The 22,059-nt window shown below is 69.8% G+C and carries 16 protein-coding genes; 12 read left to right on the top strand and 4 right to left on the bottom strand.

What is annotated here, in order from left to right:
• From OD750_RS13020 to OD750_RS13000, 5 genes are all read left to right on the top strand, one after another.
• A complete protein-coding gene (locus OD750_RS13020) occupies positions 1-1,050 on the top strand; it encodes a hypothetical protein (protein ID WP_263545667.1) in 1,050 nt (349 codons plus the stop codon).
• Between the two features lie 59 nt (positions 1,051-1,109).
• Entirely contained in the window at positions 1,110-1,271 is a 162-nt protein-coding gene (locus OD750_RS13015; protein WP_263545666.1) for a hypothetical protein, read from the top strand.
• Positions 1,272-1,338: 67 nt separating this feature from the next.
• A complete protein-coding gene (locus tag OD750_RS13010) occupies positions 1,339-2,352 on the top strand; it encodes a hypothetical protein (protein ID WP_263545665.1) in 1,014 nt (337 codons plus the stop codon).
• 61 nt (positions 2,353-2,413) lie between these two features.
• Positions 2,414-3,454 carry a hypothetical protein gene (locus OD750_RS13005; protein ID WP_263545664.1) on the top strand — a complete coding sequence of 347 codons (1,041 nt, stop codon included), beginning with the start codon at positions 2,414-2,416 and terminating at the stop codon, positions 3,452-3,454.
• A gap of 84 nt (positions 3,455-3,538) precedes the next feature.
• Entirely contained in the window at positions 3,539-4,633 is a 1,095-nt protein-coding gene (locus OD750_RS13000) for a hypothetical protein (protein ID WP_263545663.1), read from the top strand.
• On the opposite strand, the gene OD750_RS12995 is transcribed toward OD750_RS13000, so the two are convergent.
• The gene (locus OD750_RS12995) at positions 4,630-5,331 is read right to left on the bottom strand and encodes an ABC transporter ATP-binding protein (RefSeq protein WP_263545662.1); all 702 of its coding nucleotides are present in this window, start codon (positions 5,329-5,331) and stop codon (positions 4,630-4,632) included. The genes OD750_RS13000 and OD750_RS12995 overlap by 4 nt on opposite strands.
• The gene (locus tag OD750_RS12990; protein ID WP_263545661.1) at positions 5,331-6,083 is read right to left on the bottom strand and encodes an ABC transporter permease; all 753 of its coding nucleotides are present in this window, start codon (positions 6,081-6,083) and stop codon (positions 5,331-5,333) included. The genes OD750_RS12995 and OD750_RS12990 overlap by 1 nt, the downstream gene beginning before the upstream one ends.
• A 97-nt stretch (positions 6,084-6,180) precedes the next feature.
• On the opposite strand from OD750_RS12990, the gene OD750_RS12985 reads away from it, so the two are divergent.
• From OD750_RS12985 to OD750_RS12970, 4 genes are all read left to right on the top strand, one after another.
• The gene (locus OD750_RS12985; RefSeq protein ID WP_263545660.1) at positions 6,181-8,835 is read left to right on the top strand and encodes a glycosyltransferase; all 2,655 of its coding nucleotides are present in this window, start codon (positions 6,181-6,183) and stop codon (positions 8,833-8,835) included.
• A gap of 28 nt (positions 8,836-8,863) precedes the next feature.
• On the top strand, positions 8,864-10,234 hold the full coding sequence (glmU, locus tag OD750_RS12980) for a bifunctional UDP-N-acetylglucosamine diphosphorylase/glucosamine-1-phosphate N-acetyltransferase GlmU (protein ID WP_263545659.1): 1,371 nt from the start codon (positions 8,864-8,866) through the stop codon (positions 10,232-10,234).
• A 108-nt stretch (positions 10,235-10,342) separates the two neighbouring features.
• A complete protein-coding gene (gene glmS, locus OD750_RS12975) occupies positions 10,343-12,175 on the top strand; it encodes a glutamine--fructose-6-phosphate transaminase (isomerizing) (protein WP_263545658.1) in 1,833 nt (610 codons plus the stop codon).
• An 8-nt stretch (positions 12,176-12,183) separates the two neighbouring features.
• Complete coding sequence (locus OD750_RS12970) at positions 12,184-12,735, top strand: hypothetical protein (protein WP_263545657.1); 552 nt, start codon at positions 12,184-12,186, stop codon at positions 12,733-12,735.
• Positions 12,736-12,745: 10 nt separating this feature from the next.
• Here the strand turns inward: OD750_RS12970 and OD750_RS12965 are convergent, their stop codons facing one another.
• Both OD750_RS12965 and OD750_RS12960 read right to left on the bottom strand, forming a co-directional pair.
• Positions 12,746-14,557, bottom strand: a complete 1,812-nt coding sequence (locus tag OD750_RS12965; RefSeq protein ID WP_425508229.1) for a DUF885 domain-containing protein — start codon at positions 14,555-14,557, stop codon at positions 12,746-12,748.
• A gap of 117 nt (positions 14,558-14,674) precedes the next feature.
• Positions 14,675-15,433, bottom strand: coding sequence for a hypothetical protein (locus OD750_RS12960; RefSeq protein ID WP_263545655.1), 759 nt, complete (start codon positions 15,431-15,433; stop codon positions 14,675-14,677).
• 183 nt (positions 15,434-15,616) lie between these two features.
• Between OD750_RS12960 and OD750_RS12955 the strand changes: the two genes are divergently transcribed.
• The 3 genes from OD750_RS12955 (at position 15,617) to OD750_RS12945 (ending at position 22,035) form a co-directional block, all read left to right on the top strand.
• Entirely contained in the window at positions 15,617-16,552 is a 936-nt protein-coding gene (locus tag OD750_RS12955) for a S41 family peptidase (protein ID WP_263545654.1), read from the top strand.
• A gap of 25 nt (positions 16,553-16,577) precedes the next feature.
• Positions 16,578-18,926: a winged helix-turn-helix domain-containing protein gene (locus tag OD750_RS12950; RefSeq protein WP_263545653.1), complete on the top strand. Its 2,349-nt coding sequence runs from the start codon at positions 16,578-16,580 to the stop codon at positions 18,924-18,926.
• A gap of 202 nt (positions 18,927-19,128) precedes the next feature.
• Entirely contained in the window at positions 19,129-22,035 is a 2,907-nt protein-coding gene (locus OD750_RS12945; protein ID WP_263545652.1) for a hypothetical protein, read from the top strand.
• Positions 22,036-22,059: the final 24 nt, after the last annotated feature.

Genomic DNA, 22,059 nt, shown 5'->3' with positions numbered 1-22,059 from the left:
ATGCGACGCATCGCCGCCGCGCTGGTCCTGACGCTCGCCGCCGCCGGCGCCGCGGGCGCGTGCTCCCTGCAGCTCGGCTACCAGCGTAACGAGACATTCGCGCGATACGACGACGCGTACGACGCCTGGATCGCCGAACTCGGCGCACGGTTGCGCAACGACCCCGATCCCGAAATCTCGTACGCGGGGCGGCTCTTCGGTCTCCGGACTCCGAGCCACGCGCCGCCACGGCCTCCCCCGCCGCCGGGTGCGCGACCGCCTCCTGAAGCGCCCGAACCGGCCGCACGCGACCTGCCGCAGCCGGCTACCGTGCTCGCGCATTGGCTGCGCTTTCTCTACTGCGACCGCCCGTCGCGCTGCGAAGACGGCCTCGCCGACTGGATCGCATCGGAGCCCGACAACGCGTTCGTCTTCGAGCGCGCGCTGACGCGAGAACGTCGTGCCGGCCTCGGCGACGTCGATCGCCGCCTCCGGCTGGCGACGCGCTACGACGATCATGACGCGGCGTTCCGCGCGCTGCCGGCGAAGATCGCGGCACGCTACGACGTCGCGCCGCCGGTGCCGCCGGCGGACTACGAGATGCCGCCGTGCGAGACGCACTACGGCGTCGGCTTCGCCGAAGTGTTCGCGTATCGCGTCTCGACGATTTCCGATCTCACGGCCTCGGCGATCCGGCGCGACGCGTCGATCTCCGCCTCGACGAAACTGCACGTCGCCGAACTCATGCTCGCCGCGACCGACACGCCGTATGCGGCCGACCGCGCAGTGGCGATCGGCGACGCGGTCGCCGTCGCGCCGGCCGACCGCCAGCGCTGGTGCCGCGAAAAGGCGAGGCTCGAGGCGGTATCGAGGACGCTCGCGAGCCGCTACCTTTTCGGGGACGACGCCGCCGACGAACGCCGCCGTCGCTTCTATGCGGCGTTGACGACGCGCAACGCGATCGATGCGGCCGAAGCCGTCGCGCGCGAGGAAAACGAGCCGCTGCGCGACATCGACGACGCGGCCGTCGCGGCATGCATCGCAGCGAGCAGCTCATCGGTCGGCCGCTGACGCCGCTCCTGCCACAGTCCACAGGATTTCGCACCATGCGATAGGCACCGACCGCGCTGTTGCTGACGATCGGCATCGCCGCCTTCGCCGCCGACGCGAAGATGCCCGAGATCGATGCGTACGCCGCGATCGAGGCGCAACTGCCCGACAACCGGCGCGCCGAGCCGCCCGACGAAGCGGCCATCGCCGCGTGCGTCGCACGCAGCGATGCCGAGGAATAGATCGAACCGTCCTCGCCGCCGGGATCGCGAATGCGATACTCGGCCTGTTCCGACGCAGAGGTGACCCATGCGATTCGCACTCGGCTGGCTGCTGCTGATGACGTTCGCCACGCTCGACGCGCGCGCCGATTCGTTCGTCGAGCGGCGATCGCGCAATGACGCATCCGTCGAATACGACCGGTTGCGCGGCGAGTGGCTGCGATCGCTCGCCGATCGCATCGGCGCCGATCCCGATCCCGACATCGCCTGGGCCGGCCTGGCCATCACGACGCAAGCGCACGGCGCGGTCGGCGACTACACGGGAGCGCTGCCGCCGATGCCGAGAACCGGCGCGGGGCGACTGATGCGCTACAAGTTCTGCAGCATCAAACGCTGCCCCGAAGCGCTCTCGCAATGGCTCGCGGCCGAACCCGACAACCTGTTCGTGCTGCTGAGGGCGCGCTCGGACGGCGCCGTCGACCTTGCGCGCGCCGCACGGTACGACGACTACTACCTCGACACGCATGCGCTGCTCGCAGCGGTCGCCGCGCGCTACGACCTCACGCCGCCGCACAAACCGGAAGACTACGACTCGGGCCTGCCCGTCACCATCGTCGACGACGAGCCGATCTCGTTGGTTCCGTTGATGATCGCGTACTCGCTGTCGTTGCGTGCGCTGGTGCAAAACCGGACGCTCGATCGCACGGTGCGAGCCCGACTCGCCGCACTGCTGGTCGCCGCCACCGGAACGCCGGAAGCCGCGGTGTTCGGCGCGCACCTCGGCGCCCTCGCCGCGACAGACCCGGTCGAGCGCGAGCGCTACTGCCGCCTCGTGCTGCGCGCCAGCGCCGCGGACGCCACCATCGCGCAACTGTCGATCGAGAATGACGGCGTGCCGGCCGCGCGCGAATTCCGCAAGGCGCTGCGCACCCGCAACGGCATCGACGCGGTCGACGCCATCGTCGCGCACCTGCCGCCGCAATTGCGCCCGGCCCCTGTCGACGCGGCACGGATGGCACGCTGCGCCGCGGGCGACGATCGCGACGTCACCACCACCACCGAGATCAGCCTCGACGCACTCGACGACGACGAACCGACCTGACCCCGCGGCGCCGCGCGTGCCGTTGCAGCTTTTCCCCGTTGCGTTTGCCGAGGAGAAGCCCATGCGACTGCTGCCGCTCCTGTTTGCCGGATTCGCCGTCACACTCGCAACCGCGGCGAGCGCGTGTCCGATCTTCATTCCGCAGGGGCCGCGCAACGCGGCGTCGATCGAGTACGACCGCCAGTATTGCGCGTGGCAGCGCGCGCTCGGCGAGCGCATCGCGACCGATCCCGATCCCGACGTCGCGTGGGCCGGCGCCGCACTCGCGGTGCGCGACAACTGCGAGGCGACCGAACCGCCGGCGCTCGTGCCGTCGCCGCCGACGACCGCCGGCGGCCGGCTGATGCAGCTGCACTACTGCCAGCGCTCGGGCACCTGCGACGACGCGCTCGCGCGGTGGCGCAAGGCCGAGCCGGACAATCTCTACGTGCTGGCGCTCGCGATCGAGAACGACGAACCCGTTTCCGACGCCGACTTCGACCGCACCACGCACTATGCCGACGGCTGGCGCGACGTGCGCCGCATCGTCGCGACGGTACTCGCGCGCTACGACGTCGCGCCGCCGCGCAAGCCGAGCGACTACCTGCCCGGCCCGATGTGGCGCACGATCGACGAGAAGCCGGCCGACCTCGTTTTTCCGATGCAGGCGATGCGCCGCACGCTCGATGCTCTGGACAACCGCGAGCCGTTCGCGCCCGCGCTGCATGCGCAGTTCGCGCGGATCCTGCTCGCCGCACGCGACACGCCGTTCGCCGCCGAGTACGGCGCGCGGCACGGCATCGACGACGCCGTCACCGATCCCGTCGAACGCCGCCGGTACTGCACGGCCGACGCGCGCGCCAACGAAAACGCCCAGCTGCTGTGGGAACTGACGATCGAAAAGCCGGACTCCCCCGCCGCGCAACGGTTCGCCGACCTGCTGCGCGACGGCAACGCGCTCGATGCGATCGACGCCTTCGCGGCGAGTCTCCCGCTCGCGCAACGGCCGGCGCCGGTCAACGAGAACGACATCGATGCCTGCGTCGATGAAGTCGACGGCGAAGAGGACGAAGATGACGTCGAACCGATCGAGGCGATAGCAGACGTCACGACGATACCGTAGCCGGCCGGCGACTCCTCCGATTGCGCGCGCGTCGCTGCGACGTTTCGTTGCGCGCGCAACGTCCGTCGTCTCGGAGGTGCACGAATGCGCATATCGATCATCGCCTTGTTGCTGGCTGCGACGCCCGTCGCGCAAGCCGATCCGCCGCGCGAGATCTGGGTCGAGGAACCGATACCGTACGAACTGCCGCCCGACCGCCGCAACGCGGCGACGGTCGAGTACGACGCCGCGGTCTGCGCATGGCGACGCGCGCTCGGCGCGCGCGTCGCCGCCGATGCGGATCCCGATATCGCCTGGGCCGGCGCCGTCATCGCCGCGCAGGAAACCTGCCGCGACGAGCATGCGCCGCCCGCGCGGCTGCCCGAGCCGGCGACGGGCGCCGGCCGTCTGATGTGGCATGAGTACTGCGCGCGGACGCAGCGTTGCGAAGGAACGCTCGTGCGTTGGCGTGCCGCCGAACCGGGCAATCTGTTCGTTCTCGGGCTGTCCGCCGAGGCGCGCACATCCGGCACGGATTCCGACGACGGCGACGATGAGCAGACATGCGGACGGGAGGTCGGCGAATTCTCCGGCGCCACGCGCTACGACGATCACTACGCGCCAACGCGCGCACTCGCGGCGAGCGTCGTCGAACGCTACGGGTTCGTGCCGCCCACCGCGCCCGCGGATTTCGATGCGCAGACCAGCGAGACCTTTTACGCGCGGTCGGCCGACTTCTTCCAGCCCGATACCGTGTTGCGCGGCGCGCTCGAGGAAATTCGCGACGACTACGCAACGTCCGACGTCGAACGTCTGCGGCTGGCGCAGATGCTGATCGCCGTGAAGAACTCCCCGTACGCGGCGCAGTACGGCGCGCAGCTCGGTGCGAAGGCCGCGACCGATGCGGCTGATCGCGATCGCTACTGCCGCCTCGCGCTACGCGGAATCGCCGTCGACGAGGCCATCGATGCGATGGTGCTCGACGGCACCGGGTCGCTGGCGGCGCGCGAGTTCCACCGGCTGCTGCGCGACGGCAACGGCGTCGACGCCATCGAGGCGGTCGCCGCGTCGCTGCCGCTCGCGTTGCGACCAAAGCCGGTCGATCCGGTGCACGTCGCCGTGTGCGTGCTGCACGGCCCCGGCTTCGAGGTCGAAGACTACGTCGCCGAGCAGCGATACGCCGGCGGGAACGTCGACTAGCCTCCCTCTCCCACGTGCAATTCGCGGTGATACGCCGCGATCACCTCGTCGAACGGTCCTTCCATCACGCTGCGGCCGTGCTCGATCCATAGCAGCCGGTCGCACAGGTCCGCGAGCTTGCTTTCCTCGTGGCTCACGATCACCACCGTGCAGCCTTCGCGCAGGCGCTCGTGCAGCGCGCGGCCCGATTTTTCCTGGAAGTGCGCGTCGCCCACGGCGAGCACTTCGTCGATCAGCAGTACGTCGGGCTCGACCTGGATGGCCACGGAAAAACCCAGCCGCATGACCATGCCCGACGAATAGCTCGCGATCGGCTGCTCGAAGAAATCGCCGAGTTCCGAAAATTCGCGGATCGCTTCGATGCGCGCTTCGATCTGCCGGCGCGACAGGCCGAGCAGGAGGCCCGACAGGATCGCGTTGTCGCGTCCCGACAGATGCCCCACGAATCCGAGCGTGAGCGACAGCAGCTGGCACGTGACCGGCGCGCGCCGCACCGTGCCGCGGTCGGGTTCGAGGATGCCCGCGACGAGCCGCAGCAGCGTGCTCTTGCCGGCGCCGTTGCGGCCGACCACGCCGAGCCGGTGGCCGCGTTCGAGCGACACGCTCACGTCCTCGAGCGCCCAGTAACGCTCGCTGCCGAGGCGCCGCTGCGCGCGAAACGCGACGCCGACGCGATCGAGTTCGACGAGCGCCGCCATCAGACCGCCATCTTCGGATAACGCGGCGCGAAGCGCAGCACGAGCCCGACGCCGATCGCGCCCGCCGCGAACGACGCCGCCGTCGCCCGCGCGAGCGCCGGCCAGTCCGGCCACGTGCCGTACATCAGCACGCCGCGGACCGCATCGAGCAGCACGAGCACGGGATTGGCCGTCATCAGCCAGTCGGGCACGTTGCGCAGCGCGAACGCGACACCGGACAGGAACATCACGACCGTGAGCACCTGCTCGATCACGAAGCGCAGGTCCGGCACGAGCGGCATCAGCGCCGCGACGACGAGCCCCGCGCCGGCGGCGCAGACGAAGATCGACAGCAGGAGCAGCGGCAGCGCGGCGTAGGCGCGGTTCGGCGGAAAGCCGAGCAGCCACAGGATCGCGAGCAGCAGCACGAAAACGCAGCCGAATTTCACCGTGTCGGCGAACATCTGCACGAACGGAAAAATCAGTACCGGCACGCGCACCTGCCGGATCAGGCCGAGGTTGGTCCAGATCGCGTGGCCCGCATGTGTGATGCACGACTTCATCCACTGCCACACGACGAGGCCGATCAGGAGGAACGGCAGGTAGTCGCGACCGCCGGTATCGAGGATCACGTCGAACACGATCCAGAACGCGGCCATCATCATCGCCGGTTCCGCCAGCCACCAGACGAAGCCGAGGTAGCTGCGCGCGCGCTCGGCGCGCAGCTCGGCGTAGGTGCTGAACAGCACGAGTTCGGTCAGGTGGTGGCGCATGGCGCGCGAGCATATACCGGATGACGCACGACATGACGGATCGCGCGCGGCGGTCTTGCTATGCTGCGCGCCGGTCTTCGCAACACATGCGGCGCCTGTGAGTCCGGTTTTCTTCACCATCGCTTCGCGCAACTATCTGGCGTACGCCAGGACGCTGATGCAGTCGGTCGCCGCGCGCTATCCCGACGCGCCGCGCTACCTCGCGCTCGCCGATCGCGGCGAAGACGATCCCGCGCTCGCCGACGCGCCGTTCGACCTCGTTCCGGTCGAGGCGCTGGCGCTGCCCGACTTCGACGCGTTCGCGTTCCGCTACGACATCGTCGAATTCAACACGGCGATCAAGCCGTACGCGTTCGCGCATCTGCGCCGGCTGCATCCGGACGCCGGCATCGTCTATCTCGATCCCGACGTGCTCGTGCTCGAACCGCTCGCCGCGGTCGAAGCCGCGTTCGCCGACGGCGCGCTGGCGGTGCTGACGCCGCATCTCGTCGCGCCGGTCGACGACGACCGGCATCCCGGCGAACGCGCGATCCTCGCCAGCGGCACGTACAACTGCGGCTTCGTCGCGATCGGCGCGCACGCCGACGCCGACCGACTGATCGCGTGGTGGGCCGACCGCCTGGAGTTCGGCTGCGTCAACGATCCGGCGGCGGGCCTGTTCACCGACCAGAAATGGATCGACCTCGTGCCGGGCCTGTTTCCGGACGTGCGCATTCTGCGCGACGAAGGCTACAACGTCGCGTACTGGAATTTGTCGCAGCGACCCGTGTCGCAGCACGGCGAGCGCTGGTATGCGGGCGAACGGCCGCTCGTGTTCGCGCACTTCAGCGGCGTCGACGTCGACCGGCCGGCCGTGTTCTCGCGCCATCAGAACCGCCACACGATCGCGACGATCGGCGCGCTGCGACCGCTGTACGAAGACTGGCTCGCGCGCCTGGCGGCCAACGGCCATGCCGAGCAGCGGCGCAAGCCGTACGCGTTCGCGACATTCGCCGACGGCGAGACGATCGGCGCGCCGCTGCGCGCCGTGTACCGGCGCTATTTCGACAAGGGCACCGCGCAGCCGCAGCTCCACCCGTTCGCGATGGACCGCACGCCGTACGACCTGCCCTGCGACGAGCTGCCCGCGCGCGCCGACGCGCCGGTCACGCGCCTGATGTACGCGGCCTGGCGCCAGCGCGCCGACCTGCACAGCGCGTTCGACCTCGGCGAACGCGAAGGCCGCGAAGGATTCATCCGCTGGTTCGTGCGCGCCGCCGGCCGCGAGATGGGTGTCGCGGCGCGCCATATCGATCCCGTGCACCGCGCCTTCGCCGCCGCGAACGGCCGCGACGGTGGCGGCGCGTTCGCATTCGACACACGGGCCGGCCGGCATCCGGCGCCGGGCCTCGTGCGCCGCGTCGGCGCGACGTGTCTTTCGGCGATCGACTGGACCTGCCGCCACCGCGTCGCGCTCGCGCTGTACCGGCTGATTCCGGCGGCGCTGCGGCATCGCATCCGGCGCACGCTCGAACGGCTCGCGTTCGCGCCGCCGCCGGAAGCCGCCGCGTCGCAACCCGTCTTTGCGCCGCAGCCCGATCGTCCCGGCATCAATCTCGTCGGCTACGCGCACGGCGAGTTCGGCGTCGCCGAAATCCTGCGCAGCTACGCGCACACGCTCGAACGCGGCGGCGTGCCGTTCGTGGTGCGCAACTACGACATCGGCGTCGCCAGCCGCCAGCACGACCGGCGCATGCAGCGGTTCCTGTCCGACACGCTGATCCACGATATCAACCTGTTCTGCATCAACGCCGACCAGATGCCGGTCGCGCGCGAACACCTCGGCGCCGGCGCGTTCGCCGGCCGCTACAACATCGGCTGCTGGTTCTGGGAGCTCGAACGCTTTCCGCAGCGCTGGCAGGGCGCGTTCGATCTCGTCGACGAGGTGTGGGTGATGTCGCCGTTCGTCCGCGACGCCGTCGCCGCGTGCACGCGCAAGCCGGTGCACATCGTGCCGGCCGCGCTCGACGTCGAACTGCCGGCACGCTATTCGCGCGGCGACTTCGGCCTCGACGAAAATAATTTCGTATATTTGTTTAGTTTCGATTTCAACTCGTACGCCACGCGCAAGAACGCCGACGGCGCGATCGCCGCGTTCCGCCGCGCGTTCGCCGACGGCCGCCGCGACGTGCGGCTCGTGATCAAGACGATCAACGGCCAGCGCATGCCGCGCGAACTGCGTGCGCTCGTCGACGCGGTCGCCGACGACGACCGCATCGAAGTGCGCGACGGCTTTCTCGACCGCGCCGGCATGTGGGCGCTGCAGGCGTGCTGCGACGGCTACGTGTCGCTGCACCGCTCCGAGGGCTTCGGCCTCGGGCTCGCCGAATGCATGCTGCTCGGCAAACCGGTGGTCGCGACCGCCTACTCGGGCAATCTCGCGTTCATGGACGCCGACAACAGCTGTCTCGTCGACTACGCGCTGGTGCCGGTGCGCGAAGGACAATACCCCGCGTGGCAGGGCCAGCGCTGGGCCGAGCCCGACGTCGATCAGGCGGCAACGTATCTGCGCCGCCTCGTCGACGATCCCGCCTACGCGCGCCGCATCGGCGACAACGCCCGCCGCAGCGTGCGGCAGCGCCTGTCGGTCGAGGCGAGCCTCGCGGCGATCTCGGCGCGGCTGGCGAGCATCCGCGAACGCCGCGAACGGCCCGCCGTCGTCGCCGACGCGCCCGATCCGGGCCAGCCATCGGTCCCGCCCGGCCTGCCATAATCGGCATAGTTTCCGACCGGGCCAATCCATGTCCGCATCGCCGCTCCACGTCATCGTTCTCGCCGCCGGCGAGGGCAAGCGCATGAAATCGTCGCTGCCGAAAGTGCTGCTGCCGCTCGCCGGACAGCCGATGCTCGCGCATGTGCTGGCGGCGGCGCGCGCGCTGCGCCCCGCGGCGATCCATGTCGTGTACGGCCACCGCGGCGAGGCGCTGCGGGCCGCGTTCGCCGCCGACGGCGATCTCGCGTGGGTGCATCAGGCGCAGCAGCACGGCACCGGCCACGCGGTGCAGCTCGCGCTGCCGTCGGTGCCCGACGACGCGCGCGTGCTCGTGCTGTACGGCGACGTGCCGCTGCTCGCGGCGCAGACGCTGCGGCCGCTCGCCGAATCGCCGGCCGACCTCGTCGTGCTCGCGGCCGACGTGGTCGATCCGACCGGCTACGGCCGCATCGTGCGCGACGGCCTCGGGCAGGTGCGCGCGATCGTCGAGGAAAAGGATGCGAGCCTCGAGCAGCGCGCCATCCGTCTCGTCAACACCGGCATCGTCGCCGCGAACGCGGCGCGCCTGCGCGCATGGCTTTCGCGCGTGCGCAACGACAACGCGCAGCGCGAGTACTACCTCACCGACGTGTTCGCGCTGGCCGCTCAGGACGGCGATCCGGCGCTGTGCGCCGTCTGCGCCGACGCGCTCGAAGCGTTCGGCGCGAACGATCCGTGGCAGCTCGCCGAACTCGAGCGCCACTACCAGCGCCGACAGGCCCGCGCGCTCGCCCTGGCCGGCGTGCGCTTCGCCGATCCGGCGCGCTTCGACGCGCGCGGCAGCGTCACGGTCGGACACGACATCGACATCGACGTCGACGTCGTGCTCGAAGGCAGCGTGCAGATCGGCGACGGCGTGCGCATCGGACCGTTCTGCCGCATCAAGGATACGACGCTCGCGCCGGGTACGATCGTGCAGGCGCACTGCGACATCGACGGCACGAAGACGCACGGCGCCTGCACGATCGGCCCGTACGCGCGGCTGCGGCCCGGCACCGAGCTCGCCGCCGGCGTCCACGTCGGAAATTTTGTAGAAACCAAGAAAGCGCTATTGGCCGAAGGCGCGAAGGCGAATCACCTCGCCTACCTCGGCGACGCGGTGGTCGGCGCGCGCGTCAACGTCGGCGCCGGCACGATCACCTGCAACTACGACGGCGTGAACAAATCGACCACGACGATCGGCGACGACGCGTTCATCGGCTCCAACAGCGCGCTGGTGGCGCCGGTCGAGATCGGCGCCGGCGCGACGATCGGCGCCGGTTCGGTCATCACGCGCGACGCCCCGCCGGGTGAATTGACCGTCGCGCGCGGCCGTCAGCACACGATTCCGGGCTGGAAACGGCCAAAAAAGCGCACCTGAACGTGCCGCCGGGCCGCCATTGCCCGCATTTCGCCATCCGCGACGCCGGCACGCGCCATGCGACCGGTTAAAATCGGCGTCTGATTCGAACGAATGCGGGAGAAAGGCATGTGCGGAATTGTCGGCGCCGCGGCACGGCGCAACGTGGTCGATACGCTGATTTCGGGGCTCAAGGCGCTCGAATACCGCGGCTACGACTCGGCCGGCGTCGCCCTGCTGACCGACAAGGGTCTCGAGCGCCAGCGCATGAAGGGCAAGGTGCGCGAACTCGAATCGCTCCTCGCCGAGCACCCGCTGGAAGGTTTCACCGGCATCGCGCACACGCGCTGGGCGACGCACGGCGCGCCGACGACCGGCAACGCGCATCCGGTCGCCTCACGCGACACCGTCGCGGTCGTGCACAACGGCATCATCGAAAATCACGAAACGCTGCGCGCCGAACTCCTCGCGCTCGGCTACACGTTCGCGACGCAGACCGACACCGAAGTCATCGCGCACCTGATCGAACATCTGCACAGCGCCGGCGTCGATCTGCTCAGCGCGGTGCAGCAGGTGATTCCGCGCCTGCACGGCGCCTACGCGATCGCCGTGATCTCCAAGCGCGAGCCCGGCCGCGTCGTCGGCACGCGCCGCGGCAGCCCGATGGTGGTCGGCCTCGCCGAAGGCGAACAGTTTCTCGCGTCCGACATCCACGCGCTGCTGCCGGTCACGCGCCGCTTCGTCTATCTCGCCGAGGGCGACGTCGTCGACGTCGGCATCGACGGCGTGCGCATCTACGACGAGCACGGCAAGCCCGCCGAACGCGAGGTCAAGCAGGCGCACTTCTCCGCCGACGCGGTCGAGCGCGGCGAGTACCGCCACTACATGCTCAAGGAGATCCACGAGCAGCCGCAGGCGGTGACCGATACGCTCGAAGGCCGCATCGCCGGCGGGCGCGTGCTGACCGAAATCTTCGGCGTCGGCGCGAAGGACATGCTCACGCGCACGCGCGCCGTGCAGATCATCGCGTGCGGCACGAGCTATCACGCCGGTCTCGTCGCGCGCTACTGGATCGAATCGCTCGCGAAGATTCCGTGCAATGTGGAAATAGCGTCGGAGTACCGTTATCGCGAAAGCGTGGTCATGCCCGACACGCTGTTCGTGTCGGTGAGCCAGTCCGGCGAAACCGCCGACACGCTCGCGGCGCTGAAGTCCGCGAAGGCGCGCGGGTACCTGGCGACGCTCGCGATCTGCAACGTGCCCGAATCGTCGATCGTGCGCGAATCCGACCTGTCGCTGATGACTCGCGCGGGCCCGGAAATCGGCGTCGCGTCGACCAAGGCGTTCACGACGCAACTGACGGCGCTCGCGCTGCTCGCGTTCGAACTCGGCCGCCATCACGGCCTCGACGAGGCGCGCTACGCCGACCTCGTGCGCCAGCTCGAAGGCCTGCCCGGCGCGATCAACGGCGCGCTCGCGCTCGACGGACAGATCCGCGCGCTCGCCGAACGCTTCGTGACGAAGCAGCACGCGCTGTTCCTGGGCCGCGGCACGCAGTTCCCGATCGCGATGGAAGGCGCGCTCAAGCTCAAGGAAATCTCGTACATCCACGCCGAAGCGTACGCGGCGGGCGAACTCAAACACGGGCCGCTCGCGCTCGTCGACGAGGAAATGCCGGTGATCGCGGTCGCGCCGAACGACCACCTGCTCGAAAAGCTCAAGTCGAACATCGAGGAAGTGCGCGCGCGCGGCGGCGAACTCTACGTGCTGGCCGACGCCGACGTCGCGCAGCAGGTGCCGCACGCCGACGGCCGCCTGATCGTGCTGCCGCCGTGCGGCGAGCTCGTCGCGCCGATCGTGTTCACGGTGCCGCTGCAACTGCTCGCGTACCACGTCGCGGTGCTGCGCGGCACCGACGTCGACCAGCCGCGCAATCTGGCCAAGAGCGTGACGGTGGAGTAGTCGCACCGATGTCCGCGAACGACCGGCCCGCGTGGCGGCTGGAAACCGACGTCGGCGCGATCGAACTCGTCGACGTCCTCGAGTACGAGGGTGCCGCGCCCGACGGTCGGCATGTCGAAGACTTCACCGCCGGATACCGGCCGAGTTCGGCGCACCTGCTGACCCTCGACGGCGAGCCGATCGCGCTGTTCGTCGGTAGCGGCGGCGCGACCGCGGTGCATCCGCATTCGGCCGTCCACGTACGCGGGTTGTTGTACGTCGCCGTCTGCGACCGTGTCGTGTGCGTGCGCCCGAAACCTTACGAACGGCGCTGGACCGTCGTCGCCGACCCCGCAACGTGTTTCGGCGTGCACTACGACGCCGCGCAAGACGCGCTGATCTCGCACGGCGAACTGCAGATCGCGCGTCTGGACGACACCGGTCGCATCGTCTGGTCGGCATCCGGCGCCGACATTTTCACCGGCGCGTTTCGCCTTGCGTCCGATGCCGTCGAAGCCACGGACTTCGACGGCCGGATCCATCGCTTCGACTACGCCGACGGCAGCCCCTTAGGTCACTAGCGCCGTCGAACTACTTCTTCTTCGCCGCGATCCACCGGTCGATCTTCGCGTCGAGCACCGACAGCGGAATCGAACCGTCCTTGAGCACTTCGGCGTGGAACTCGCGGATGTCGAAGCGCTTGCCGAGCGCCTTCTCGGCGCGCTTGCGCACTTCCTGGATCTTCAGCTCGCCGATCTTGTACGCGAGCGCCTGCGCCGGGATCGCCATGTAGCGCTCGGCCTCGGCGATCGACTGCGTTTCCGATTCGGCCGAGTTGTCGAGCATGTACTTGATCACCTGCTCGCGCGTCCAACCCTTGCTGTGCAGGCCGGTGTCGACGACGAGGCGGATCGCCCGCCACAATTCGTTTTGTAGATAACCGAAGTAATTGTACGGATCGGTGTAGACGCCGAGGTCGGTACCGAGCGATTCGGCATACAGACCCCAGCCTTCCGAGAACGCCGTTTCGCTGCCGAAGCGGCGGAACTTCGGCAGGTTCGTCAGCTCCTGCTGCAGCGCGAGCTGGAAATGATGGCCGGGAATCGCTTCGTGCAGGTACAGGTCTTCGGCGTCCCACGTCTTGCGCGTCGGCAGGTCGTAGGTGTTGACGTAGAACACGCCGGGACGGCTGCCGTCCTCGCTCGGCCGCTGGTACTGTCCGCCCGACGCCGACTGCGCGCGAAACGCCTCGACCGGCCGGATCTCGAACTTCGATTTCGGGATCAGCGAGAACAACTGCGGCACCTTCTCGTTGATCTTCGCTTCGAGCCCGCGGTAGTACTTGAGCAGCGCTTCTTCGCTCTCGAAGCTGAAGCGCGGTTCGTTCTGCATGAACTTGAAGAAATCCTGCAGCGATCCCTTGAAGCCGACCTTTTCGATCACCTTGCGCATTTCGCCGTGAATGCGATCGACTTCGGCAAGACCGAGCTTGTGGATCTGCTCGGGCGTCATGTCGGTCGTCGTCGACCGCGCGACGTTGTACGCGTACCACGCCTTGCCGTTCGGCAGCGCGTCGAGGCCGACCGTGCTGCGCGTCTTGGGCAGGTATTCGTCGGCGACGAACGCGCGCAGCTTGCGGTACGACGGCATCAGGTCTTTGGCGATCAGTTCGCGATAGGCGCTCGTCAGGCGCGCCTTTTCGTCGGCCGAAAACGATTCGGGCATGCGCTGGATCGGCCCCCAGAACAGCGTGTCTTCGGGTTTTTCCTTGATCACGTTGTCGAGCTGCACGAGCACCTTGGTCATCAGCACGCGCGGCTGTACGACGCCTTCTTTTATACCTTGCCGCATATTCGCCGCGGCCGTGTCGAACAGCGTCGGGAGCTTCTTGGCGCGCGCGAGCCAGTTGTCGTAGTCCTTGACCGTCTTGAACGGCTGCGCGCCGGCGCCGGAGCCGAACTGCACCGCGAAGTTCGCGAGGTTGCGGAACTGGTTGATCGGCTGCTGCCAGTCGGGAAAGCGCTCGCCGTCGATGTCCTGTTCGGCGTCGCGCACGAAGATTTCGTAGCTGAGGAGATCCTGGCCGGAAAGACCGTCGGTGCCGACCGCCTTGACCGTCTTGAGCCACCGCTGCGTGAATTCGAGCGACTGGGCGCGGTACTGCGCCGAGAGAATGTCCGGCAGCTGATCGTTGTAGCGCGTATCGCCCTGCTGCGTCGCCTGCAGCGGGTTGAGCTTCAGGTTTTCTTCCCAGTATTCGTCGTACAGCGTGTTGAGCCGCGCCGCCTTGTCGGACTGCGCTTGCGCGACGGCCGGCGCGTCGGCGGCGAACGAAGGCGCCGCGCCGGCGGCGAGCGCGAGGGCGAGACAAAGAGCAAGCGGACGCGGACTCATCGGTGCGATTCCTGTCGATCGGTAGGGGCAATGGTCGAGGCTATGGCGGGTCCGCCGATGCGTCGACCGCCGTTCGTCACGTTCGACAACCGCTCGCCGCAATCGGCAACGGCTCGCCGCGAGCGCTCAGGAATTGGCGGGTGCCGCGGCTTGCGCCGCTTCGTCCGCGCAGTCGATCAGCGACGTGCGATACGGTCCCTCCGGCGCGTGCGCGGCGGCGGCGCTCCACGCGACGGACGCGGTCGCGTCGTCGCCCAGCCCTTCGCAGCTTTCGGCCAGCCGCTGGTATGCGTGCAGCAGCACTTCGCGCTGCCGGGCGAGCCCCGGCGGCGCGAGCGCGACGGCGATCAGTTCTGTCGCGACGCGATGCGCCTGGAGCCACATGCCGTCCCACGGCGCACGCCGATACGAGCGCTCGAGATCGTCGAGCGTCATGCCGAGGCGGCAAGCATGCACCTCCTGCGCGAGCGCGGACGGCAGGTCGAGCGAGAGCGCATCGAGCACGATGCCGCGGGCGGCGGCGGTCGCGAGCAAGACCTCGTGCATCTGCGACAGCCGCGCGAGCCAGCGGACCTGCCGCTCTTCGTCCCACGGATCGAACCGTGCCCGCGACGCGTCGACCGGCAGCGCCAGTTCGACCGCGAGCGCCGTGACGACCGCAACGAGCACACGCAGGCCGTCGGGCGACGCCAGGGCTTCCGGCGGCGTTTCGAGATCGAATCCGGGGTGACGCTCGTCGCTGAAATACGCGGCGACGGCGTCGCGCGCGGCCGACGCCGGCTCGCCTTGCGCGAGCGCGGCGAACGCCGCGGCGAGATCGACGTACTCGCCGTTCGAGAAGTGCACCGCGCGGCGCATCGCCCGAAAATAGAAATGCTCGCTCATGCGTGTTGCCGGTTTCCGCCGAAGCGCATCGTCATGCCAACGCGGCAACGTACGCGAAACGAACACGCGCTCGCCGCGCCCGCGCCGCATCTGGCGAGACGTTCGTTGCGAATTCGCCGTCGCGATGCAACTTCGGCGGCGTCCGCGGCATCTTGCGGGAATGCCATCCTCACGGAGTACACCATGTCGCGTATTGCAAGTATCCCCACGATCGCGCTGGCGCTGCTGTTCGCGTCCGGCGCCGGCGCGCAGACCGCGCGCAAGCCCGTCGCCGCGGTCGCCTCCGCGATCGAAGACAACTACTTCGACGCGGCGCGCGGCAAGACGATCGCCGACGACCTGCGCCAGGCGTCCGCCGACGGTGCGTTCGACGCGCTGACGGAGCCGGCGAAACTCGCCGAAGCGCTGACCGAACGACTCAAGCCGCTCGACCGGCATTTTCGCGTGACGTGGTCGGACGGCGCCGGCAGGTCCGGCCCGTCGGCGCCGCGACCGCCGTCCGGCGACGGCATCGAACGCGTCGACGTGCTGCCCGGCAATATCGGCTACCTGAAGCTGACGCATTTCGCGAACTTCGAGTTCGGCGACCGCGACGCGCCGGTGCGCCGCGCGATCGACGCGGCGCTCGCGCGCGTCGCCGGCAGCGACGCGATCGTCGTCGACCTGCGCGACAACCGCGGCGGATCGCCCAACATGGTCGGCTATCTCGTCAGCGCATTCACGCCGCGCGGCGCCGACATCTACAACACGTTCCACGCCCGCAACGGCGGCACGACGAGCGAGGCGCCGGCCGAGCCGTACGCGCAACCGATGCTGACGGTGCCGCTGTACGTGCTGATCAACGGCCGCACCGCGTCGGCCGGCGAAGCGTTCTCGTACACGGTAAAGAACGCGAAGCGCGCGACGATCGTCGGCGAAACGAGCCGCGGCGCGGCGAACCCCGGCGGCTTCGTCGAGGTCGGCGACGGGTATGCGGTGTTCGTGTCCGACGGGACACCGGTCAGCCCGGTCACGAAGACGAACTGGGAAGGCACGGGCGTCGCGCCGGACGTCGCGGTGCCCGCCGCCGAGGCGCTCGACAAGGCGACCGAGCTCGTGCGCGGTCCGAAGTCGATCTAGCGCGGACGGCTGGTACTCTAGGCGGATGACACAACCCGTCGTCCGCTTCGGCAACGTCGTCGTCAACACCGCCGCGCGCACGCTCGTGCGCGACGGCGAAGCCGTGACGGTCGCGCCGCTCGTGTTCGACGTCATCGTGTACCTGATACAGCACCGCGACCGCGCGGTCGGCCGCGACGAACTCGTGGCGGCGGTGTGGGGCAAGGTCGACGTCAGCGACGCCGCGCTCGGCAAGACGATCCTCACCGCGCGCCGCGCGATCGGCGACGACGGCGAGGCCCAGCGCTACCTGCGCACCGTGCCGCGCTTCGGCTATCGCTGGAGCGCCGACACGCAGGCGATCGAGAACACCGCCGACGCGCCCGCCGGCGACTACGCGCCGGCGGTGACCGCGACCGACGCGCTCGCGCGCACGGGCCTGACGCGGCAGCGGCGATTCGGCATGGCCGCGGCGATCGCCGCCGCCGTCGCGCTGGCCCTGCTGGCCTGGCTGCCGTCGCGGCGCGCGCCGCCGGCGACGGTACCGTCCGCGGCCACCGCCGATCGGCCGGTCGGCGTCGCCGTCGTGCTGCCCGCCGACGTGGCCGCGTCGGCCGACGACGCGTGGCTGCGCCTCGGCCTCATGGACATGCTCGGCACACGCCTCGCGGCGGCCGGCGTGCCGGTGCTGCCGAGCGACAACGTGGTGCGGCTCGCGCCCGCAGGCATCGCGCGCGACGCCGCGCTCGCGGCCGTGCGCGACGTCACCGAGCGCGGTCGCCTCGTCGTGCCGGTCGCGCGGCGCGAAGGATCGGCGTGGATCGTGCGCGCCGAACTCCTCGACGGCGACGGCGAGCCGCAAGCCGTCGAAGCGCGCGCCGACAACGTCGTCGCCGCGGCGCGCGACGTCGCCGACGCGCTGCTCGAGCGCCTGGGGCATCGGCCGCCGCGCGCGCCGGTCGACGCCGGCTCGCTGACCGCGACCGAGCTCTCGCAGCGCATCGACGCCGCGCGGCTCGCGCGTGCGCCGCTCGATGCGCGCGCGCTGATCGATGCCGCGCCGGCCGCGCTGCAACAGACGCCGGCGATCCGCCTGCGACGCGCGCAGATCGCCCTCGATCTCGGCGAATCGGAAGCCGCGCGCGAACAGCTCGAAGCGCTGATCGCGTCGGTGTCGGCCGAAACCGATCCCGTACTGCTCGCACGCGCGAACCGCAGTCTCGCCGTCGCGCTGTCGCGGCTCGGCCGCCCCGAACCCGCGCTCGCCGCCTGCGACCGCGCGATCGCGCTCCTCGCCGGCCGCGACCTGCCCGGCGACGTCGCGCGCGCCTACAACAACCGCGGCATCGTGCATCTCATGCGCGAGGAATACGATCTCGCCGCACAGGATTTCGCCCGCGCGCGCGTCGCCGCCGATCTCGCGGTCGATTCGCTGCTGCTCGCGCAGATCGAAGGCAACGAGGCGAACCTGCAGGCCGTGCAGGGCCGCTACGCCGAAGTGGCCGCGATCCAGGAACGCGTCGGCCGGCGCTTCGAACGCTTCGGCATGACCGACGAATACGCGCGCTCGCTGGTCAACGTCAGCACCGCGCAGATCACGCTGCTAAGGCCGGTCGAAGCGCTGGAAACGAGCGCCCGTGCGATGGCGCTGGTCGAGCGCGTGCAGCACGTCGGGACGCGCCTCTTCGTCTATCTCGAACGCGCGAACGCGCTCGAGCTCGTCGGCCGCCTCGGCGATGCGCGCGCGGTGCTCGACCGCGCCGTGCAGGAAGCGAACGACGACGCCTACGCCGCCGAGCGCGCGATCGCGCGCGCCGGCCAGGCGCGACTCGAACTCGGCGCCGGCCAGCCGACGTCGGCGCTCGCGCTCGCGCGGCAGGCGCTGGCCGCACTGCCCGCGCCGGTATACAACGCGCATCGCGCCGGCGCGTGGATCACCGTCGTGCGCAGCCTCGACGCGCTCGCGCGCGTCGCCGAGGCGGCCGACGAAACGCAGCGCTTCGCCGCGTGGGCGGCGACGTCGAACGACGCGTCGGTGAGCCTGTTCGCGCGCCTCGCACAGGCCGAGCAGGCCGCCGCGGAGCGTCGCGACGCCGATGCGCGCGCCGCGTTCGACGACGCGCTCGCGATGGCCCGGCGCTGGAGCGCGCCGGACGTCGTGCGCGAAACCGTCGCGAGCTACGCGCGCTATCTGCTCGCGCGCGGCGACACGGCGCAGGCCAGCGCGATCGCCGGGCTCATCGCGCGGCACGCCGACGTCGACTACGAATCGGCGCTGCTGCAGGCGCAGCTGTATCGCGCGCTGAACCAGGAACCCGCCGCGGCGAACGCGCTCGCCGCGGCGCGCCGCCTCGCCGGCGAACGCGTCGTGCCGGCGCTTTCCACGGCCCCGTAACGACCGGTCATACAAAAGTCACGACGCGGAAACGCTCCCGCAACGCGGACGGAACGTCTGTGCGTGAGATCCGGTGGCGACGCTCCGAACCCGCTCCTAACCTCGTCGACGGCCTCAACGAGCACCGGCAGGGGACGCCACCGGTCGCACGACCGTCGGCTCGCAGGGTTTTCGTCCACTCCTCAAGCTTCGGATCTTCCTCATGCGCAAGATAGTCCTCGGCATCGCCGCGGCGTTCTCGACCGTCGTCACGGTCGGCGCCGGCGCGACGCAATCGTCCGTCATTCAACGCCACGGCGCCCTGCCGGCCGGCGACGCCATGGTGCTGTACCGGCAGGCGTACAACGACCTCTACATCAACGCGCTCGTGACGCAGACGACGACGAGCGGCAGCGAATCGCTCGCCGCCGACGATTTCACGATCGCCAATCCGAACGGCTGGACGATCGCCGCGTTCGACTTCGCCGTCGCGTTCGCGAACTACGCGCCGGACCTCGCGCCCACCTACAACGTCCGCGTTTTCGCCGACGTCGCCGGCGCGCCGAACGAAGGCCTCGCGCCGCTGTGCGCGGCCGAACACGCCGGCGGCGCCTACGACGCGGCGAGCGGCACCGTGACCGTGCCGCTGCCGCAGGCATGCCGGCTGCCGCCCGGCACGTACTGGCTCGCGTTCCAGGCGAACCTCGACGTCGACGCGTCGCAGCCGTTCGCGCCGTCGCTGTACTGGCAGGGCTATACCGCGCAGCCGCGGCCCGGCTACGGCGCGATGTGGAAGAACCCGACCGACGACTACGGCACGGGCTGCACCGCGTGGTCGGTGCCGGCCGACTGCCGCTCGCCGCTCGATACGCTCGGCTTCGGCGTGCTCGGCTACGCCGGCGGCGGCGCGGACGACACCGTCTCGCTCGCGCTCACCGTCGCGCCGGACAACGGCGATCCGAACCAGTGCGGTACCGCGACGTCGATCCGCGCGAGCGCCGGCGACAAGATCAATCTGTGCTACACGATCACGAACGACAGCGCCGTCGCGCTCGACTATCAGACGCTCGGCGACACGCAGGTCGGCAGCCTGTTCGCGATGCAGAACCGCCCGCTGCCCGCCGGCGCGAGCTTCAAGGTCAACCGCACGATCGTCGTGGAAACGCGCGACAGCGGCGTCCTGCGCGCGACGCTGTCGGCGCAGGACCGCCTGCCCGGCTACGGCCATACCGACAACGGCGCGTCGCGCTTCGTCGAAATATCGGGTACCGGCACGCGGCTCGATCTCGGCAACGACTCGAGCACGTACGTCGACATGCCGTTCTCGTTCGCCTACTACGGCGCGACGACGAACCTCCTCGGCGTATCGGCGAACGGCGGCCTGTTCGTCGGCGCGGTGCGACCGCTCGATTTCTTCAACCGCGAGCTGCCGACCACCTCGTTCTCGATGCCGGCGATGCTGCCGCTGTGGGACGACTTCGAAACGACGAGCGGCGGCGTCTACACCGCGGTGCTCGGCGAAGCGCCGAACCGCCGCTTCGTCGTGGAGTGGTCGAACGTCGTGCACTACAACAGCGACCAGAACACCGACGGCGCGACGTTCGAAGTGATCATCGACGAGGCGACCGGCGGCTTCTCGTTCGAGTACGCCGACGTCGACTACACCGCGTTCGGCGGCTATCCCGATACCGACAGCTGCAACGGCGGCGTGTGCGCCACGATCGGCGTGCAGAAGGACGAAACGCTGGCGACGCAGTATTCGTTCACGACGGCGTCGGTCGCGAACGGCAAGTCGATCGTATGGGGTCCGGCCGCGGTCGACAACGCGTTCACCACGAGCGCGGCCGTCACGCTCGACGTCGGCGCGCCGCAGATCACCGTCGCGCCGGGCGCGCTCAACGTCGGCGCCGTCGCGGGCTCGACGAAGACGGCACGCCTCACCGTCGCCAACACCGGCGATCGCGATCTTTCGTGGAACATCGATGCCGGCGCCGATCTCGCCGACGCGCGCGCGCACTTCCCCGCCGTCGCGTACCGCGCGCCGCCGGCGAGCGCGGCGCAGCTCGCGCTGCTCGACGAAAGCGCCCGGCCGGCGCAGACGAAGCCGGCCGCGCCGAACGCGATGCCGCCGCTGCGCGATGCGCTCGACGCCGCCGACATTCCGGCCTACGCGCTCGCGGGCGACGGTCCGAACGGCCCGATCGGCGCAGTCTGGCTGAGCTGGTTCGCGCTCGACGCCGCGGCGCCCGACACGATGCTGCGCATCAACGCGATGCCGTTCTTCAGCTACGTCGGCGGCGCGTTCGCGAACAACGATTTCAGCAAGGAATATCTCGCGACGATGTACGGCGGATTCCAGTCGATCGACGTCGCCACCGGCATCACGACGCCGATCGGCGCGACCGACACGCAAGGCATCCGCATCACCGATCTTGCCTGGGACGCGGCGACGCGCACGATGTACGCGACGGCGTGGGATCCGACGAACACGACGGTCAGCTATCTCTACACGGTCGATCTCGCGACCGGTGCGATGACGCGCGCCGCGCGCATCGACGGCATCGTGCTCGTCAGCGGCACGTTCGACGAAACGGGGCACCTGTACGGCCTCGACAGCCTCGGCAGCCAGCTCGTCGCGATCGACAAGCGCAACGGCGACTGGCGCGGCATCGGCCCGCTCGGCGTCGCTGTGTCGAACATCGGCAGCATCGATTTCGATCCGCGCAGCGGCGTGATCTGGTACGCGGGCCACCCGCGTCGGCCGCATATCGGCGCGTTTCCGGAACCGGCGATCTGGACGCTCAACCCGGCGAACGGCCGCGCGAGCGTGGTCGGCCCTGTCGTGTTCGGCTACGACCTGTTCGCGTTCGCGCTCGCCGTGCCGTACGCGGGCTGCACCCTGCCTGCGAACGTGCCGTGGCTGTCGTTCGATGCGACGAGCGGCACGACCGCCGCGGACGAACTCGCGCCGCTGGCCGCGACGTTCGACGCGACGCATCTCGCGGCCGGCGTATACGAAGCGAATATTTGCGTACGCAGCAACGACCTGGCGAACCGCATCTTCGGCGTGCCGGTGAAGTTCACCGTGACGACGAACGATACGATCTTCGACAGCGGGTTCGACGACTGAGCGCGGCGGCGCCGGCCGGCATGC

This window comes from Tahibacter soli (assembly GCF_025717065.2).
Taxonomy (GTDB): Bacteria; Pseudomonadota; Gammaproteobacteria; order Xanthomonadales; family Rhodanobacteraceae; genus Tahibacter; species Tahibacter soli.
The sequence above is the reverse complement of the archived record's forward strand: the minus strand, read 5'-3'. Positions and strand labels throughout refer to the sequence as shown.

Bases quoted from the DNA above. Each gene is read 5' to 3' on its own strand.
- OD750_RS13020 (WP_263545667.1), top strand. From the start codon at position 1: ATGCGACGCATCGCCGCCGCGCTGGTCCTGACGCTCGCCGCCGCCGGC.
- OD750_RS13010 (WP_263545665.1), top strand. From the start codon at position 1,339: ATGCGATTCGCACTCGGCTGGCTGCTGCTGATGACGTTCGCCACGCTC.
- OD750_RS13005 (WP_263545664.1), top strand. From the start codon at position 2,414: ATGCGACTGCTGCCGCTCCTGTTTGCCGGATTCGCCGTCACACTCGCA.
- OD750_RS13000 (WP_263545663.1), top strand. From the start codon at position 3,539: ATGCGCATATCGATCATCGCCTTGTTGCTGGCTGCGACGCCCGTCGCG.
- OD750_RS12995 (WP_263545662.1), bottom strand. From the start codon at position 5,331: ATGGCGGCGCTCGTCGAACTCGATCGCGTCGGCGTCGCGTTTCGCGCG.
- OD750_RS12990 (WP_263545661.1), bottom strand. From the start codon at position 6,083: ATGCGCCACCACCTGACCGAACTCGTGCTGTTCAGCACCTACGCCGAG.
- glmU (WP_263545659.1), top strand. From the start codon at position 8,864: ATGTCCGCATCGCCGCTCCACGTCATCGTTCTCGCCGCCGGCGAGGGC.
- glmS (WP_263545658.1), top strand. From the start codon at position 10,343: ATGTGCGGAATTGTCGGCGCCGCGGCACGGCGCAACGTGGTCGATACG.
- OD750_RS12970 (WP_263545657.1), top strand. From the start codon at position 12,184: ATGTCCGCGAACGACCGGCCCGCGTGGCGGCTGGAAACCGACGTCGGC.
- OD750_RS12960 (WP_263545655.1), bottom strand. From the start codon at position 15,433: ATGAGCGAGCATTTCTATTTTCGGGCGATGCGCCGCGCGGTGCACTTC.
- OD750_RS12955 (WP_263545654.1), top strand. From the start codon at position 15,617: ATGTCGCGTATTGCAAGTATCCCCACGATCGCGCTGGCGCTGCTGTTC.
- OD750_RS12950 (WP_263545653.1), top strand. From the start codon at position 16,578: ATGACACAACCCGTCGTCCGCTTCGGCAACGTCGTCGTCAACACCGCC.
- OD750_RS12945 (WP_263545652.1), top strand. From the start codon at position 19,129: ATGCGCAAGATAGTCCTCGGCATCGCCGCGGCGTTCTCGACCGTCGTC.